At 26.6% G+C, this 17,378-nt stretch carries 17 protein-coding genes; all 17 read right to left on the reverse strand.

The features are described 5' to 3' along the window. Positions 1 to 61: 61 nt before the first annotated feature. Entirely contained in the window at positions 62 to 1,366 is a 1,305-nt protein-coding gene (locus AVBRAN9331_RS02245; protein WP_239803195.1) for a PcfJ domain-containing protein, read from the reverse strand. Further along, complete coding sequence (locus tag AVBRAN9331_RS02250) at positions 1,366 to 3,525, reverse strand: DNA topoisomerase 3 (RefSeq protein WP_239803196.1); 2,160 nt, start codon at positions 3,523 to 3,525, stop codon at positions 1,366 to 1,368. Before AVBRAN9331_RS02250 ends, AVBRAN9331_RS02245 begins: the two co-directional genes overlap by 1 nt. Then, complete coding sequence (locus AVBRAN9331_RS02255) at positions 3,525 to 4,106, reverse strand: hypothetical protein (RefSeq protein WP_239803197.1); 582 nt, start codon at positions 4,104 to 4,106, stop codon at positions 3,525 to 3,527. Before AVBRAN9331_RS02255 ends, AVBRAN9331_RS02250 begins: the two co-directional genes overlap by 1 nt. 37 nt (positions 4,107 to 4,143) lie before the next feature. Continuing rightward, positions 4,144 to 4,797: a hypothetical protein gene (locus AVBRAN9331_RS02260; RefSeq protein WP_239803198.1), complete on the reverse strand. Its 654-nt coding sequence runs from the start codon at positions 4,795 to 4,797 to the stop codon at positions 4,144 to 4,146. 70 nt (positions 4,798 to 4,867) lie between these two features. Continuing rightward, entirely contained in the window at positions 4,868 to 5,524 is a 657-nt protein-coding gene (locus AVBRAN9331_RS02265) for a hypothetical protein (RefSeq protein WP_239803199.1), read from the reverse strand. Position 5,525: 1 nt separating this feature from the next. Next, positions 5,526 to 6,284: a TrbM/KikA/MpfK family conjugal transfer protein gene (locus tag AVBRAN9331_RS02270; RefSeq protein ID WP_239803200.1), complete on the reverse strand. Its 759-nt coding sequence runs from the start codon at positions 6,282 to 6,284 to the stop codon at positions 5,526 to 5,528. Between the two features lie 10 nt (positions 6,285 to 6,294). Continuing rightward, a complete protein-coding gene (locus AVBRAN9331_RS02275; protein ID WP_239803201.1) occupies positions 6,295 to 6,693 on the reverse strand; it encodes a cag pathogenicity island Cag12 family protein in 399 nt (132 codons plus the stop codon). After that, entirely contained in the window at positions 6,690 to 8,561 is a 1,872-nt protein-coding gene (locus tag AVBRAN9331_RS02280; protein ID WP_239803202.1) for a type IV secretory system conjugative DNA transfer family protein, read from the reverse strand. The genes AVBRAN9331_RS02275 and AVBRAN9331_RS02280 overlap by 4 nt, the downstream gene beginning before the upstream one ends. Then, complete coding sequence (locus tag AVBRAN9331_RS02285) at positions 8,545 to 9,498, reverse strand: ATPase, T2SS/T4P/T4SS family (protein WP_239803203.1); 954 nt, start codon at positions 9,496 to 9,498, stop codon at positions 8,545 to 8,547. Before AVBRAN9331_RS02285 ends, AVBRAN9331_RS02280 begins: the two co-directional genes overlap by 17 nt. Beyond that, the gene (virB10, locus tag AVBRAN9331_RS02290) at positions 9,488 to 10,765 is read right to left on the reverse strand and encodes a type IV secretion system protein VirB10 (RefSeq protein ID WP_239803204.1); all 1,278 of its coding nucleotides are present in this window, start codon (positions 10,763 to 10,765) and stop codon (positions 9,488 to 9,490) included. The genes AVBRAN9331_RS02285 and virB10 overlap by 11 nt, the downstream gene beginning before the upstream one ends. Then, complete coding sequence (locus AVBRAN9331_RS02295; protein ID WP_239803205.1) at positions 10,755 to 11,663, reverse strand: TrbG/VirB9 family P-type conjugative transfer protein; 909 nt, start codon at positions 11,661 to 11,663, stop codon at positions 10,755 to 10,757. Before AVBRAN9331_RS02295 ends, virB10 begins: the two co-directional genes overlap by 11 nt. 1 nt (position 11,664) lies before the next feature. Further along, a complete protein-coding gene (locus AVBRAN9331_RS02300) occupies positions 11,665 to 12,336 on the reverse strand; it encodes a virB8 family protein (protein ID WP_239803206.1) in 672 nt (223 codons plus the stop codon). Then, positions 12,320 to 12,460, reverse strand: coding sequence for a hypothetical protein (locus AVBRAN9331_RS02305; RefSeq protein ID WP_239803207.1), 141 nt, complete (start codon positions 12,458 to 12,460; stop codon positions 12,320 to 12,322). Before AVBRAN9331_RS02305 ends, AVBRAN9331_RS02300 begins: the two co-directional genes overlap by 17 nt. Next, positions 12,457 to 13,545, reverse strand: coding sequence for a type IV secretion system protein (locus AVBRAN9331_RS02310; RefSeq protein WP_239803208.1), 1,089 nt, complete (start codon positions 13,543 to 13,545; stop codon positions 12,457 to 12,459). Before AVBRAN9331_RS02310 ends, AVBRAN9331_RS02305 begins: the two co-directional genes overlap by 4 nt. Further along, positions 13,545 to 14,321, reverse strand: coding sequence for a type IV secretion system protein (locus AVBRAN9331_RS02315; RefSeq protein ID WP_239803209.1), 777 nt, complete (start codon positions 14,319 to 14,321; stop codon positions 13,545 to 13,547). The genes AVBRAN9331_RS02310 and AVBRAN9331_RS02315 overlap by 1 nt, the downstream gene beginning before the upstream one ends. After that, on the reverse strand, positions 14,302 to 17,082 hold the full coding sequence (locus AVBRAN9331_RS02320) for a TraG/VirB4 family ATPase (RefSeq protein WP_239803210.1): 2,781 nt from the start codon (positions 17,080 to 17,082) through the stop codon (positions 14,302 to 14,304). Before AVBRAN9331_RS02320 ends, AVBRAN9331_RS02315 begins: the two co-directional genes overlap by 20 nt. Beyond that, entirely contained in the window at positions 17,083 to 17,349 is a 267-nt protein-coding gene (locus AVBRAN9331_RS02325) for a TrbC/VirB2 family protein (protein WP_239803211.1), read from the reverse strand. It lies immediately after the preceding gene. Positions 17,350 to 17,378 lie beyond the last annotated feature (29 nt).

Here is a 17,378-nt window from a genome sequence, read left to right on the forward strand (position 1 = left end):
TTTTAATTTATTTTAACATAAAATAAATTAAAATAAATTAAAATAATTTTTCAAAAATATCTTAATTAAGGTATGCCTTAACATACTCAACCACTTCTTTACTTGCTTCTTCATTTGCAAATGTTTTTATTTGATTTATGTAATACTTATTTCTATATTTTATAATCTCTATTGTATAGTGCTTATACTTATAATCTAAAGTAAAAATTCCACATTTTTCACTATTGATTTTATCTATATAAGAAGCAACGCAGTTTTTATTTCTTCTACCTTCTTGGATTAAATCAAAATTAGTTTTAATCATTTTAAAATTATCAGGTAATTTTAACTTTAAGAATGGATTATCTTTTTTAATAACCATTTTGTTCTTTTTAGCTATTTTATAGTCATATTCAACCACTAAATCATCGTGTAGCGATTTAAGTCTTTTTACTGAAGTTATATCTAAATTAATAGGTCTTTTAAGCGATATTGATAGTTTTATATAATCTGATAATAGTATTCTAAAATCATCAAGACTATAATTTAAATCTATTTTAAAATCATTAAACTTAAACATATAATTAGATAATATTCGTTCTTTTGAATAATTTCCATAATCATCATAATTTAGTTTTAAAACATTATGCCATACTCTTTTATAGTGTGTGGCACTTAAATATTTTTCTAAATTAAATAATGCTTTTGATTTTGCTAAATCAATTTTATTTACTACTTTAGGTATATTTTTATTCGGATATTTTAATTTTAATAATTCTTGTTTGTTTGGTGTGTTTTCTAATAGTTTTATTTCTATTTTCATATAATAGCTTATAAAATCTTCTTCATTAGCATTTTTTAAATCATATAAAATATCTTTAGCTACATTTGAGTTTAAAAATGATAAATATGTATATGCAAAATGCTTATTTAAACTACATAAATGCTTTAAGGTTGCTGGATACTTATTTTTATTATTCATAAAACCATATATATCATATAGGCTATTTTCTAAAATAAATGTTCTTATTGTTGTATTTCTTCCATAAGTATTAATAATATCATCACGAAAACTACAATATAAGTAATTATTTATATCAAACTTTATAGTATTGTAATATAATGAAACGCTTATTGTAAGTAAATATATTTTTTTATCATTTAATGAAAAATAATCGCACACATTAGTTTCTTTAATAATATTCAGCATATTAAATAGCTTATAAGTATCATCAGTTACTAATATAGCAATTTTATCAATTTGATAGCATACTAAATAATTACTCTCGTAATATTCTATAAAAGGGATAAGATAAGAAAAATCACTCCTTATCTTATCTTTAAATTGCTTTCTATCATCTAAACAAGAACAGTTAAAAAATTGCATTATTTTTTAGGTTTTCCATTATCATCATAAAACATTGCTTTGCAACCATTACGCCAATTAGAACAACCCCAAAAGTAATTACCTTTTTGTGATTTTTTACGCTCTAATACTCCAGCACCACATTGTTTGCAAGGATAAATATTTGCATTATAACCATCAGGTTTTCCAGCTTTATCATTATATGTTTTGGAGCAACCACCCTTATAATTAGAACAACCCCAAAAATATTTATCATCTTTTGTTTTTCTTCTTTGCATATAACCATTATTGCAAACTTTACATGGATATGTTTTATCTATTGCATTATCACTTGCAAATGTTTTTAAATCATCATTGTTTTTCAAACTCTCTATATCGTTTTTTACATCATTAAATACTGCTCTTAAAAAATCATTTCTGCTTAATTTAAAAGCTTCTATATCTTTTTGATTTTCAAACCACAACGCAGTCATATCAGGACTTGTCAGAAGCTTAGGTGATAGCTTTATTAAATTTCTTCCTAAATCAGTAGATTTAATCTTTTTCTTAACTTCAACAATATATCCACGCTCAAATAACTTTTTAATATGCTCACTTCTTGTTGCTGGTGTGCCTATGCCACCACTTTCACCCTTTTTATCCTTATCCTTTTCTTTTAGAAGTGCTTTTATTTTTTCATCTTTTACATATTTACTTACACTTGTTAAATCTTTTAATAAAGTTGCCATAGTATATAATGGTCTAGGTTTAGTTTGTTTTTTATTTATATTTATATTACTTGAATAAGATTTGCAGTTTTCAAGTGTGCTTAGATCTTGTGAATACTCTTCGTTTTCTTGCTCTTCATCGGTATTAATTTCGCTATCATTAGTATCAATAAATTCGCTAAAACCTGCAAATGTAGTTTTATTTGAGCTTGTGCTAAATTCATATTCATCATACTTAAAAACTACACTAGTATGCAAATATTCTTTAGGTTTAAAAAATTGTAATGCAAATCTTTTTGCTATCATTTCATAAACATTTAATTCATCTTTACTTAAAGCTTTTATATCAACTTTTTGTTCCGTTGGAATAATACCATAATGAGCCGTTATATTGTTATCATTAAATGCACTACTTTTAATACTAGTATCAGAATTATTTATAATATTTGTAAAACCTGTTAGATTATTTTTTATAGCTGATAAAATTTCTGGGCTTTCTTTATGCAAATTCTCTGGTAAATATTGACAATCTGATCTATTGTAAGATATTAGCTTGTGTTTTTCCCTTAAACTTTGTGTAATTTCTAATGTTTTATCAGGCTTATAGTTAAATATTTTAGAGCATTCAGCTTGAAGCAAAAGCAAATTATATGGTAGTGGTGGATTTTCTATTTTGTTTTCATGATTAACTATGCAATCAAATTCTTTATTTTCACATTTTGATTTTATATCATTTGCAACCACTTCATCAACAATTTTTTCGCTTGTTTTTAAATTAGCTTTTAATTTTAAATTTTCTGTTTCAAATTCTCCTGTTAAAGTATAATAGTAACTTGATTTATGATTTTCGTTTTCCAAATCTCTAGCAACTATCATAGCTAAAATAGGAGTTTGAACACGACCAACACTTAAAACACCTTTATATCCACTACTTTGAGCTATAGTAGTATATGCACGAGTTAGATTGATTCCAACAATCCAGTCAGCTTGGCTTCTAGCAAATCCACATTCGCTAATACCTTTAAAATCGCTATTATTTTTAATTTCACTTAAAGCTTTTTTAACACCTTTATCAGTTAAATCATGTAATAATAATCTCTTTACGCTTCCTTTATAGTTTGCATAATTTATTATTTCATCTACTAAAATTTGACCTTCTTCATCTGCATCACCACAATTTATAACTTCAGTAGCTTTTTTTAACAAATCACAAATTATTTTAAGCTGCTTTTTAGAGCTGTCTTTAGGCTTGTATCTAAACTCATCAATTTGTAGTGGCAAATCATTTATATTCCACTTGCCCCAATCTTGCTTATAGTCTTCAGGCATAAAAAGTTCTAAAATATGTCCAAAAGCCCAAGTAACAATATCATTACCTTTTTGAATATATCCATCATTTTTAACAGTATTTTCATTTAAATTATTTGCAATCACTCTTGCTAATTCAGGTTTTTCAGCTATGAATACTCTCATCATTTCTCCCATTCTTTCTTGTTATTTTCGCTACTGGTTTTTACCACACCTTTTTCTATTGCTTTATTTAAGCTTTCACTAAAGAACTTTTTATTATTTTCTTGTATAATGTCTTTATTATCCGTAGAAAGTGCGTTTGCACCAGATGAATTTTTATTCATCAGCTCCAAGTCGTGAGGTTTTTCCAACATAGTCGTATGCAGGGTGTTGGGGTCTGCATCTACGGATTGCTCTAAATTAATATTTTTTTGTATTCTTTTTAATTCACTAACTCTCATTTTATTAGCATGATAAATTTTTAAGTTATTTTTACCTATAACTACATCACCTATTTTTTCTTTACTTTCATATAATTTATCAAGTTTTTTCATTGCATAAACATCTATATTGTTTTTTGCTTCTTTAACAACTTCAGGATTGCTTACTACTTCTTGTATTACTTCTTTTACTTCAATTAGATTTTTAAACATTTCAGGGTGTTTATCGTATAAAGCTTTTAAATCTGCTTTTGCTTCATTGCTTGATAAAATATTTGCTAAATCCTTACCAAGCTTAAAAATCTCCAATTCTTTCTCACTCATATCAGTCCTTTAGTGGGCTAAATAGCCCACATATTATTTATCTATCCATACTTTTATCTTTAGCATAATTCATAATTTGCTCTGTTCCACTTTCTAGTTTATTACCTGCTGGACTTTGAATAGATTTAATTACTGCACCTTGCGATTGAACAAAATCAATCTCTATATTTGCTGATTTATCAATTTTATTTACAACTTGCATTAAATTTGGATATTTTTCAAGAGTTGTGTTTTTTGTAGCACTTAATGTAAAATCAACACCATCTTTAATTAGTGAATTAAATTTGTCAATTATTGCATCATCATTTGTCTTATCAAATGCATATCCTTCTTTAGTTTTAGTTGCGTATAATTTTTCAGCATTTTGCATTAATTCTCCTGCTTCATTGCGTTTTTCAGGTTGAATTTCTATTGCTATTTTATTAAACGCATATGCTTTACCATCTTTACTAATACCTTTTTGATAATATGCATCAGCTTTCATATAGGTTTCGCCAGTTTCTTTATTTCCTACTTTTAAATTCAATGGAATTTTATCAGCATCAACTGACTTTAAAAAAGCATCAATAGAATTAATCTTATTAAAAACATCTCTTGCATTAGGCTTTTGCCCTTCATATTCTTGCAATGAACCAAAACCGATGATGGTTTTATCATCTCCTACTTTACCACTTGTTACAAAAACATTCATATTTTCTCCTTTGTAAAATAATAAATAAAATTATATATACATATAATTTTATGTATAATTTTGCGTATTTTTAAGCAAGCAATTTAAAAATTACTCCACCTAAAATAAAAGCTAAAATAAAATTTAAACCAAGCAAAATATTAAAAGTCATTTTTGCTTTCTTCATCATTGAATTTATGCTTTTGGCATAATTTTGATTTAATTCTTTAACTTGATTTTCAAATTTGTTTAAATAGTTTTCTTGTCTTGTTATAAAATTCTTTAAAAACTCATCAAATTCTTGTGCCGTTGTTTCTAGTTTAGCTTCTTGATTATTTATAAAATTAGAAAAATTGGTATTAAATATTTTAGATTTTTCTTCTATTTGCAAATCTTTAAAATGAGAATGAATTTGATTAAAATCATTTATTATTTTTTTGGTTGTTAAAATATTATTTTGAGCTATCAACTCATCTTGCGTAGGTGCTTTTTTAAATAAAATACAAAAATTTACCCAAGTATTAAAAAAAGTATTAAAATTACTTTCTAGTTCATAAAACAAACTCTTTTCAACTTCACTTAAATTATTGTAACTTCTAGCTGTATCTATTAAGCTTAAAATTTTACTCTTAAGCTTATTTTGACTATCTATGAGTTTTGAATAATTTAATATATCTTTTTCATCACCATCATGATATTCTATTAGACCTTCTGCAACTAAATCAATTATATTATCTTGATTGCTCATTTTAATACACCCAACATTCTTTATTGATTTTATGCTTTTGCGTATATACATCGTAGTAATATGTTTTATCAAAATTTTCAACACTTTCTACTATATAACTACAACGATATTTGCTAACTTGATATTGGTCTTGTCTGTATAAATTTAACCATAAATTAGAAGGTTGTGAAAATTTATTTAACTTATAAATATTCTGAAAATCATCACTCCTATTAATAATGGTTTCATAGTGTCCACGATTAAAATCATTAATAGTATAATATTTGCCATCACATATATTTTTAGGCATTTTTAAATCTGTATATGCATTGTTAATTAGCTTTATACATTGTGGTGGTAGCTTATGTGTAATTCTAATTAATTTATCTTTATTACTAACTTTGCAATTTTTTTCTGGATAATACCCTTGTCCTATAGTATATTCATATTGCTTATTTAATATTTCTGCTGTGCATTCATGTGGAACATTCAAAATTGATTCTTTTAAATCAGCCATAATTAAATCATCATCAACTTCATTCCCATTGCTCGTTGGACATAGTTTTAAAAAATCTCTTCTTAATTCAAAAGTCTTCCAAGGCTTCTTAGCTCTAATTGAAAAAAATTTTCTTATAGGTGCATTGCATTCTGAAGGTTTTTTACCACTTGACATACATAATATAACTTCACAAGCAGTTCTTTTATCGCCAGTAAATTGATCGGCATATAGGCTACTAATACTAAAAAACAATATAACTATAAATTTAATAGAACTTTGCATATCAATCTCCTTATTTATGTTCAAAAATAATATTTACCAAATTAGGTTCATTTGCTATAAAGTCATATATAACTATATTTGCTGTTATTCCATTATGTTTTAAATAAAAAGCATATTTTTCAGCAAGTTCTTTTCTTGCAAATATATATATTTGATCACTATTATGTGCATAGTAAAAAAAGCTTACCTTCTTATTATTTTCAACTAAAATATTTTCTTTAAAATAAAATAAGTAATTAGTAACCCACGAGTAGTTTAGACTAGGATCTTTGATAACATTAAAAGTCGTATTTTCTACTACTTGTTGTTTTACAAGATCATATTTTGGACTATCAATTTTTACTGAACTTTTTGCACAGTTTGTAATAAATAATCCTACTAAAATAAATAAAAATAATTTTAATTTCATGCTGCTTCCTTTGTTAGTTTTAATAAATTTTCTTCTAAAAGTTTTTCATTTTCTTGTTTCATAATTTCAAAATTTTGATAAGGTATATTTATTCTTGTTTCTCCATTTTGGATTACAGTTTCCAACTCTTTTTTAGTTGGCAAATCTTTTATTTTTGCTAGAGATTTTGAAATAGATTTAAATTTGTCCATAAAATAATTATCACTATAATAAAATGCCTTATCACATAAAATAGGTTTTCCTGCATCTATTGTTACAAGTTCTTTTTCAAATGGCATTTCACGAAGTTCTTGTGGAAGCATTAGTGCCCTTACTGTTTTGCTTTCACTACCACCTACATTTAAACTTAATGCGTTTTGATAATTTGTTGATTTGTTGATTACTGTCATATTTCCTAAAATTTTTGAAATTCTTTCAGCATCTTCTTGCTCTCTAGGTGCATAATATATTTGACATGCATGATTTGTTAATAAAGTTTTTGCACCTTCTTTGCCATACCCATTAGGAATTGGCATTTCAAGTTGTGAATCTGACTGGTATATCATTAAACTTCTAAATCCAAAACCTGCCATAAATGCAACTCCTGTTAAGTATTTTGATAAATAACCACTTGAAGTAAATTCATCCATCAAACACAATACTGTATGTTGTAGCTCTGGATTTTGTTGTGGTAACTCTTTTGTATTTAATAGTATTAACTGTTGCCAAAATATATTTAAAATGAGTTTTGCATTATCTAATTGATCAGGAGTAATGCCAACATATATTGTCATTTTTTTCTTTCTTAAATCTCTAAAATCAAAATCGTTAGCACTAGTTGCAAGTCGCATATTATCTGCTCTAAAGATCATTAATGGAGCATTAAAAGAACTCATCACTCCACTTCTAGTATTATCAGAAGCTATTGCCAAATAAGATTTTATACGCTCTTGTGCTTTAGGGCTTGCAATTCCTAGCTCACACAACCAATTATAAGTATTTTCAAAACCTTTAATTTCTTGTTTTATACTTTCTTCTTCATCTTCACTACTTTCAACAGTAAAATTAAAACCTTCGCTGATAGATAATATCCCATAAAGCGTAAAAGAAACATCTAGTTTATAATTTCTAATAAATGCTAGTCCCATTTCAGAACTTAATAAGTCGTGAGTTAAATAACACAGTCCTATAAATAAATTTTGTGCTAATTGATTAAAAAATTGTGTTGTTGGATCTCCTACTACTGGATATAAAATATTTGCAAAATCAGTTAATTCTGCATCAACATTTGTGCCATTCATATTTATGTATGCTAGTGGGTTATATCTATGTGTTCTTCTATCAAATGGATTAAATAAATATACTTCATTGCCCAATTTTTCTTTTCTATATTTTGAAGTATAATCAAAGCATTCTTGTTTAATGTCTTGAACTACTGCACTTTCTTTCCATTCAAGTAAATTAGGAATAACAATACCAACACCTTTACCACTACGAGTTGGAGCACCAAGGGCAACAAATTGCTGACCACCAAATTTTAACAATTTGCCTTGATATTTACCAACGATAATACCTTTTTTGCCAAATAACCCCATTTTTTTAATTTCTCTTTTAGTGGCAAATCTTGCATCACCATGTAAAGATTGCTGTCGTGGTATTAAAGGAATAATTAAACATATCAAAGAACTTATCAAAGTTGCAAAACCTAAAGATTTGTAAATATAAGGATAGTTATTAATAATAGCACTAAATACAAATCCAATTTTAATCAAATATATTTTTTTTAAAAGCCCATTAAAATACAAACAAAAAATTATAGTTAGTGCATAATCAATCAAAATAAATAAAAATACTAAAGCTATAATTTGTGATTTAGTTAGCTTTTTCATTATAAACCTTATGTATTTTACCATCATACAAATACTCAAGTATTTGTCTTTTACCATTTATATTTTTAAAAACTATGATTATATCTATGGCTTTTTTTACAACATCTATTAACATATCTTTTCCTAATGCCCTTGCCATATCATTTTGCATAGACATCATTACAAGCCTGTCAATACAACCACCAACACTTCCAGCGTGGCAACTTGTCATAGAGCCGTTATGCCCACTTGAGATTACATTTAAAAAATCATAAGTTTCCCCACCCCTAACTTCAGCTAACAAAATTCTATCAGGCTTCATTCTTAAACAACTTTTTAATAAAGTAGCAGAATTTACTGCATCGGTTATTTTTGCTTCACTAGGATAAAATAGTTGCACATAATTTTTATGGTCATAAAATTTAATTTCTTCTACATCTTCAATAGTAATAATACGATCATCTAATGGGATAAAATCAATTAAGGTTTTCATGAAGGTAGTTTTTCCACTACCTGTTTCACCACAAATAACGACATTTTTACCATTTTTGATAGCTTCACCTAAATTATTTGCAAATTCTTTAGTTATTGCACCCCTTTCTATGTAATCATTGATTGTATATCTAACTTTACTAGGCTTTCTAATAGTAATTGATACAATTTTATCTTTTGTAGCAGGTGAAATTACTATCTGAATACGCTCACCAGTAGGTAAAATGCAAGATAATATAGGTTTATTTTTATCTATTTCATCTTTTTTAAAACTAGCACTAGCTTTAGCAAAAGATAAGGCTTTTTGTTCATTAATATCGTTTTCATAAGCAGTCCATTTTCCTTGAATATCTTCACACCAAATTAAATTGCCACCTTGATAGCAAACTTCATTTATTGAATCATCTTTCAAAAATTTACCAAAAAGCATTTCCGCATATTTATTTAAAGAAGTATTATCGCTCATAGCCTTGCCCTATTTTAGTCTTCATTTTTAGCTTATAAACTTTAGAAAAATCAACATCTTTATTTACATATACGCTTACTATTTCGCCTTGATTTTTATATAAAACAGGCTTTATTTTTATAAATTCTTGCAGTGCAGTATTTGCTAATTCTCGTGCATTTTCTCTTGTATTTTCAGTATAATCAACATTATCTTTACCCCTTTTACCATTAATAGCTACATTAACTGCATCATCAATTATGCTTAAAAATATAGCAGAGCCAAATCGTTTTAAATATTGATGATCTACATAGCCACTCATACCACTTGCACCAAGTCCATCTGTTGCAGGTGAGTTTATAGGAATAATTAAATTATTAGGAGTTCTTATTTCTTCCCAAACAACAAACAATCTATTTACACCATCACTAATTTCACCACTTTTAAAAGAACCAAACATGGTTGAACCACGATCAATCAACAAAACAGTGCCATCTGCACTATATACATCATTACTAATAGTGCAACTAACATTACCTGCTAACATAGAAACAATTCTTGTGTTTAAAGAACAATGAATAAAACTACCTTTTGATAATAAAAAATGTGGATTAATATTATTTATTCTCGCCATATTTATTTGATACGAGCTATTATTTGAATAGTTTTGTGATGAGTTATTAAAATCTAAATTATTAGAATTATTGTTAAAAGATTCTGGGTTACTCATTAATAAGTTAAGCCTGTTTGTTTCTTCTGCTATTTTATCATTGTAATAATTATTTAAATTTTGTGCTTGTGCTATATTTTCATCAAGTAATTCTAATTGACTTTTATTTGTGTTTTGAGATGAGTTATTAACACTAAAATTTGCACTAGATTTTAAAACCCTAGGTTTATTAACTAGCTTATTGTTTTCATTTGTATTCAGTATAATAGCTGGTTCTAAAGTAGTATTTTGTTCTTTTAATCCAAATAAAGCTTCTAAATCTTTTTTTACTTCCAACTCATCTTGAATTTGTGTATTATTCTTTATTTCAAAACTACGATTTTTTGCACTTATAATAGTTTCTGTATTTTGCTTAATTGGTTCTTCTTTTGTCTTGTCTGTTTTTACAAATTGATAAAAAACCAATATAGCAATTACAACGCATAAACAAATAACTGCAGTAGCTTGTAGTTTTATTTTAGAATTAGTATCTACATCTAATTCTAAATTATTATTTATTTTTTCTTGTTCTTGATTTATTTCATTAATTTTACTTCTATTTTGTTCGTTATTGCTCATTTATTACCCTTTCAACTTTATCAGATTTAGTATTTTTTAATGGATATAAATTTTTACCAGCACCTAAATTTTTAATACCAACTAATTTATCACCTGAACGAAGCAAAATTTGTTTTGGAATTTTATGAATCACTAAAACTGTATAATCATTATCTTTAGTAATATGAGTATTTAATATGCTCTCTTTATTTTGTTTATCATATTCAAATACAGATGGTATTGTTTTATTTGTATTAAAAGCTAAATATGTAAAAACACCATCATCATACGCATAATCAACGCTTATATCTTCGCTATTTTTATTAACATGTTGAACAAAATGATAATTTTTAGGAACATTGATATTGTTTAATTCTTGCTCAATTTCTTTTTCTTCGTTTTCAAGTTTAGTTTTATTAGCAATTAATTGATTTACTTTTGCAATATCATCAGTGTATTTAAAATCAACTCTATAAGAAGAATCTAATTTTGCAGTTAGAAGTAAATCAAATGTATAAATTCTTTTATTTGTAGTAATTATTAGATTTGTTTTCCAATCTTTTGCGTTTGGTTGAATTACTACATCTTGATTGTCAGAAAACGATACTAAATTACCATTGCTATCTACCATAGTTTGCTCTTGTGCTTTTGCAATATATGCTTGTGGTTTTATAAATATAAAATTAGTATCTGATTTAATAGACCAGCCTTCCAAAAAACCGCAAACTATATTTATAATTCTTTCATCATGAGCAAATTTAAGCATTGAAATATAGCCATTTTTAGCTTTTATTTCATATACTTCATTAGCATTAAACTCTGCAACTTGAATTCTTTTATCTTCTTTTGTAGGTTTAGGAATATTTACACAAAAACCATAAATCGTAAAAACTGTAATTAATAATATAACTTTTTTCATATCATTGTCCTATTTCGTAATCTAATCTATAATTTAACACTTGAAAGCTAAGTGGGTTTTCAAGTCTTGTAGCTTCATCTAATCTTGTATTTGTTAAATAATCGTATGTAATAGTGGCGATTTTATTACTCTCTTGTTCTACACCACTTCTTAAATCTTTTGTTATTGTTTTAAACCTAACTGTAGCTAATTTAATACCAGCACTTTCACCTAAAACGATTGATTTTATTTTTACATTTATTTCATAAGAATTTTTTAATTTTTCTAATATAGAATCAGAACCTTCAAATAACCTTATATATTCTTTCTTAACTTCATCAGATGAATATAATTGAGTTTTTAAATAATCTTTTTCAAGTATATTGTAATAATAGCTTTCTCGTGTTTTAACATAATCACCAATAAAAAACTTATCTAAAGCTTCACTACTAGTAAAATTTTCTTCATTTAATATTGTAATAACACTTGTTTCACCCGTTTTATTATCAACTTTTATTACATAAGGCTCAACTGTTTTTAATGGTGTTAATAAACACACTGCAACTACACTAATGATTGCAATAATTATTGATATAAATGATATAGTCCAAGCTCTTTTATTTGATACATCTAGCAAATATCTAAGACTTGCTTCATAGCTTAAAGCAATATTTTCATCATTTGTTTTTTTCATTATTACTCTCCGTTTTATTTACAGCTTCCCAATTAGTTCCATCAAATAATTTGTCAAAATTTTTATTATTTATAGAACAAGCATTTAAGATTAATATTAATAGTATTGTTGGCAAATACTTCATTTGCTATTTCTCCATTTCGCAGTATTGTTTCTAATTGAATTAATTCCATGTTTGGTTTTGCTATAAGCATTTTTAGCCCTTTGGTATCCGTTTTTAACTGCTCCAAATTCTTTTTTACCTTGATTTACTATTCCACTAGGTAATAATCTACTCATATAACCTAATTTAGCAGTTGCACCAGCAGTTACTAAAGAGCCTACACTAGTTGAAGTTTGGGCTGACTTTACAGCACTATCTAGGCTAACAGATGATAATTGTTGTGCTAATTGAAGAGCTAATGTTGTTCCGGTGCGTAAAATTACACCTGAAACTATACAAGAAATAACCACTAAAATAATATTAGGATTTTTTCCATAAATTTCATCATTTGTTAAAGACATAACAAACTGAATAATAACGCTTGCAAAAATATTTATAAATAAAAGTGCTAAAAAATTACTTATTAACAATGATATATATTGTGAAAATACTTGTTTGGTTGATTTAAGCAATAAAAATGCAAACATTAATGGGGCTATCATTATTAAAATAGAATTAGTGATTTGAACTATACTTAATGCAGAAGCTAAAGATAAAGAACCAATAAGACCACCAGCTAAACCAAAAAGCCCAGATAGCCCAGCTACAATTTTTTCACCAGACCACCACGATGCATCATCTATCATCTTTGCAACAAGTTTTACTATAGAATCCATATAAGCTTGAACTTTTTCCCAAGCAGTCCAATTACTACCACTAAAGGCAAAATTACCGGCATAGTTCATTACATCATTTATTGCTGATTTAAATAAACCGATGAAATTACCGTAATTCATAAACAAAAATATCACTATAATCTTCATCATAAAATCCCACAATAAAGTTGCGAAACTTTGTTGTTTTATAGACATTGAAAATTGTAAAAACTCATATATTAGCCATATAGTTAAATAAGTAATAGCAGTATATTGCAGTGTAATTACAAAACCTTGAATAATAGAAGAAGCAGTATAAAAAGGACTAGAACTTGAATCAATCTCAAAAATATTTGATACAAGCTCTCCAACATAAATAAAAGCACCTGTATCTGGCTTATAAACAATCATTATTCAAACCTTACATCATCAAGTTTAAATTTTCTTGCTAGTTTTAAATTTCTATACTGATTGTTATTGTAATTTACTCGCTCATCTTCTTTTAACTGCTCATTAATTTGCATTGCTCTAGCATGTTTTTCGTTTAATATTTTTAATTGTTGTTCTTGTGTTTGTAATTTTGATTGAGCTATTTGCAGTGCAGTTTGAGCATCAGCTGATTCTTTCATTGTTGTAGCTTTTACTGCTTTTTTAGCTAAAGATTCAATTTCTTTTAATGTAGCATTAAAATTCTTATCTATTTCTTTCAGCTCTTCTTCATTTTGAAAAGTTGTGGCAACTTCTCTATAGCAAATTGCTTGTTTGTTTTTAGATTCATAGCTACTGCAATAATCGCTTAATAAAAATTTTGTAGATAACTCTTTACCACGCTGTTTTAAACCTTCGCTTGTTAAATCTTCTTTAACCATAGAGTGCAATTGCAATGAGTTGCTTTTGAATTTTATAGTTTCTTCATATAAACCTTCAGCACTATTTATTGCTGATACAATATCACTAATACCAGTAGTATTTTTTAATTCTTGTGCATAGTGTTCAACTACTTGTCTATACTGCATCAATGTAGTTGCCCAACGATTAGCTTCCACTGCATATTCCTTCAAATCATCTATATATGATTTAATATTTTGTGCAATTGCAGCAACATCAATTGTTGGTATTCCACTGGCAACAGCATTATTTGTAAAGCATAACAAAACAACTAATGATTTAAACAATGTTTTTTTCATTACAATCTCCAATACTTTCATTATAAAGTTCTAAAATCTTTTGAAATTTTGTTTTATAATCTACTTCTAATTTATTTATTTTTTCAAGTTTTTCAACATAAGCTTTGCCTGTAGAAATAATTTTTAAATATGTTTTACCGATAGAACTAAGATCAAGACTTACAATAGCTCTTTCTTCTGCTTTTTTGATTAATACTTGATACATTGAAGGAATTGTATTTTTTGCAAATTCATACTCTTCTTTAGAAAGATTTAAAACTTTACAATAATCATCTTCTTTTGCTTGTGGATTTGACAGTAATAATATAGTTGCACTTTGCTCTATTATTGCACTTGCAATAGGTGATTTGGCAAAATCTTCAACACTTTGAGTTCCAAGCACCAAAAATCCATTTAACTTTCTTATTGTTTTTTCTTTATTGTGTATTTCTTTTGCAACTACTGGATTTCTAATCCAATCCCAAGCTTCATCAACAAATAATGCAAATCTTCTACCATCGCACTTTTCAAATATTCTCCATAGAATATAAAATGATACAGGACCATTAATGTCATTATCACTTAATAAATCAGTTCCATCTATACCAAATAAATTGCAATCATCTTTAAAAGAAAAATTGTCATTTTCGTTATCAAACACCCAACCAAACTGCTTATTTTTACTCCATTGTGCCAATCTACTTCTAATTGAGTTAATCTCATTTGTTCCTTCAGTTAAATGCTCTAGCATTAATGTGATTCCATATTTTCTTTCTTCTTTATTAAAATTATTCATTATTGAAATAACTGCAAAATTTAAATCTTCTTCTTCTTTTACGGATATTTTCTCATCATTTCTAGTAACTAATAATTTCATAAGAATTTGTAAATTTCTTATATTTTCTGGTGTGTTATCACACATAAAAGGATTAAAGCCTGTTGGATTTCCACCATCAATAGTAATGTAAGTTCCATTTTGGGCAATAATATTACCAATAGCACCTTTATCTTTATCTAGGTAAAAAAAGGTGGCTTTTTTCTTGTCTTCTGGAATTGATACTGGGAAAGTTGAAGGATCAGAATATTTTGCAAGTTGATTTAATAAAAAATTCATTAGTGCTGTTTTACCACCACCTGATTTACCTAAAATCATAGTATTTGCTAATAATAATTCACCAAAATCATCATTATTAAATCTTGTTTCATGAAAATTAAAATAATATGGAGATCCATTAGGGGTTCTTAAAATAGATACTGCTTGACCCCAACAATTTTTATCCTTTTTACCTTTACCAAAATTATGCAAAGCAATCAATGAAGCATAATTTTTACTTGAAATTTTATGAAGTCGTGGTCTAATTTGATAATTTGCAGGTATTTGAGCAAAATAAGTTGCAGGTAAAGCAATATTAGCAATAGTAGTCAAAAAGCCTTCATCTGCAAGTTTTGATATTATTATATTTGTATTTTCTTCTACTTCTTTTATACTATCAGCATATACAATTAATGAAAAATGATAATTTCCGAAAGAAATTTCACCAGAAGTTAAATCATCTAATGCTTGATCAATATCTATTATTTGCGATATAGCATCATCTTCTGCACTAACTAATCTCTTTTTTTGCAAACCAATTGCTTCTTTTGCATCTACTTTCTTCATAGGAGTAAAACTTTGTGTAATAACATAATTTATATTTAAATACATAAGATGATCTAGCATACCAATATAGCTATAATTTGGATATTCTTTAATTTCAATTGCTTTTAAAAATCTTTTTTTACCATTGTTTAAATCAATTTGTGCAATATTATGTCCAAATAAAATTGCGCTCATATTACCTTGCAAATAATCACATAACACTGTATCATTCACACGCACTTTTGAAAAAGTTCCTGAAAGCAAAAAGTTATAAAACTCAAGTTGAGATGAATAAACTATATTATTTTCAATGTATTTACCAAGTCTTGCAACTCCAAAATCCTTTAAATTACCTTCAATCCCCAAAAGCAATTCTTCAAAATTTTTAACATGTTGCCTAATCTCTTGAATTTTTGTTTCTACGCTCAATTTTTTAAATTTTGAACTGGCAAGTTTATTTAATGGTGAATATATGACTGATAATACTAGCTTGTTTTCTTTCAATTGGTTAAAATTTGAATAATACCTATCATTAAAATCTTTTAAAAAATTATTTTTAAAAAGACTATTTAAATAATCGTTTAATTCAATTCTGCAATTATGAAAATAAAAAGATATGTTTTCAGAAGAATATGATTTTATTAACATATTTAATTTATTTTTATTAACTTCTAAATCCACACTATTTTCTACTTCAAAATCAACACCATCAATAACAAATGTTGCTACATATTCACATTCTTTAGTAGTTATAATATGATTATTTATGAGAGTTTGAAATGGAATGTGCGATGAAATATTTGCAAGACTATGTAATGCACTAATACTTAATTTTGTTAGATTATTATAAGTTTTATTATGTGTATAACTTGAAGTTACATATGCTTTGGTTTTATAAAATTTTTTTTGTGCAGGATTTGTAAAAAATTTTAATTTTAAAAATAAAAGCCTAAAAATCATATCATCTTTTTTAGCCATAAAACGCATTATAAAAAATATAGGTATAGCTAAAAAAAAGAAAAATAGATTGATATATATTGCAGAAAACAATATAAACATCATAACAGATAATAAAGGCATCATAGGAACGCCAAAAAGCATAGCAGGTCTGCTTAGTGCTTTAAAAAATAAATCTGTATTCATTTAAAAAGCGTAAATAGCACCAATAATTGCACTTGAAGAAGCTATAACAATAGAACCAACAATTACTCTTGAATATTCTTGAAACGGATGTCCGCCCCACATAACTTTAATTCCAGAATACACTAATGCAATTGTTGATATTGTGAAAGCAACTGCTAAAATCCAACCTAAAACTGTGTCAAATAAGTTATTTACTTTTGACAAACCACCAGCAGCTAAAACAAGATTTGGTGTTAGTAATAATAATAAAATCTTATTATTTTTCATAAAAAATCCTTTTATTTTTTAATTTTTAT

Source organism: Campylobacter sp. RM9331, assembly GCF_020137685.1.
Classification (GTDB): domain Bacteria; phylum Campylobacterota; class Campylobacteria; order Campylobacterales; family Campylobacteraceae; genus Campylobacter_E.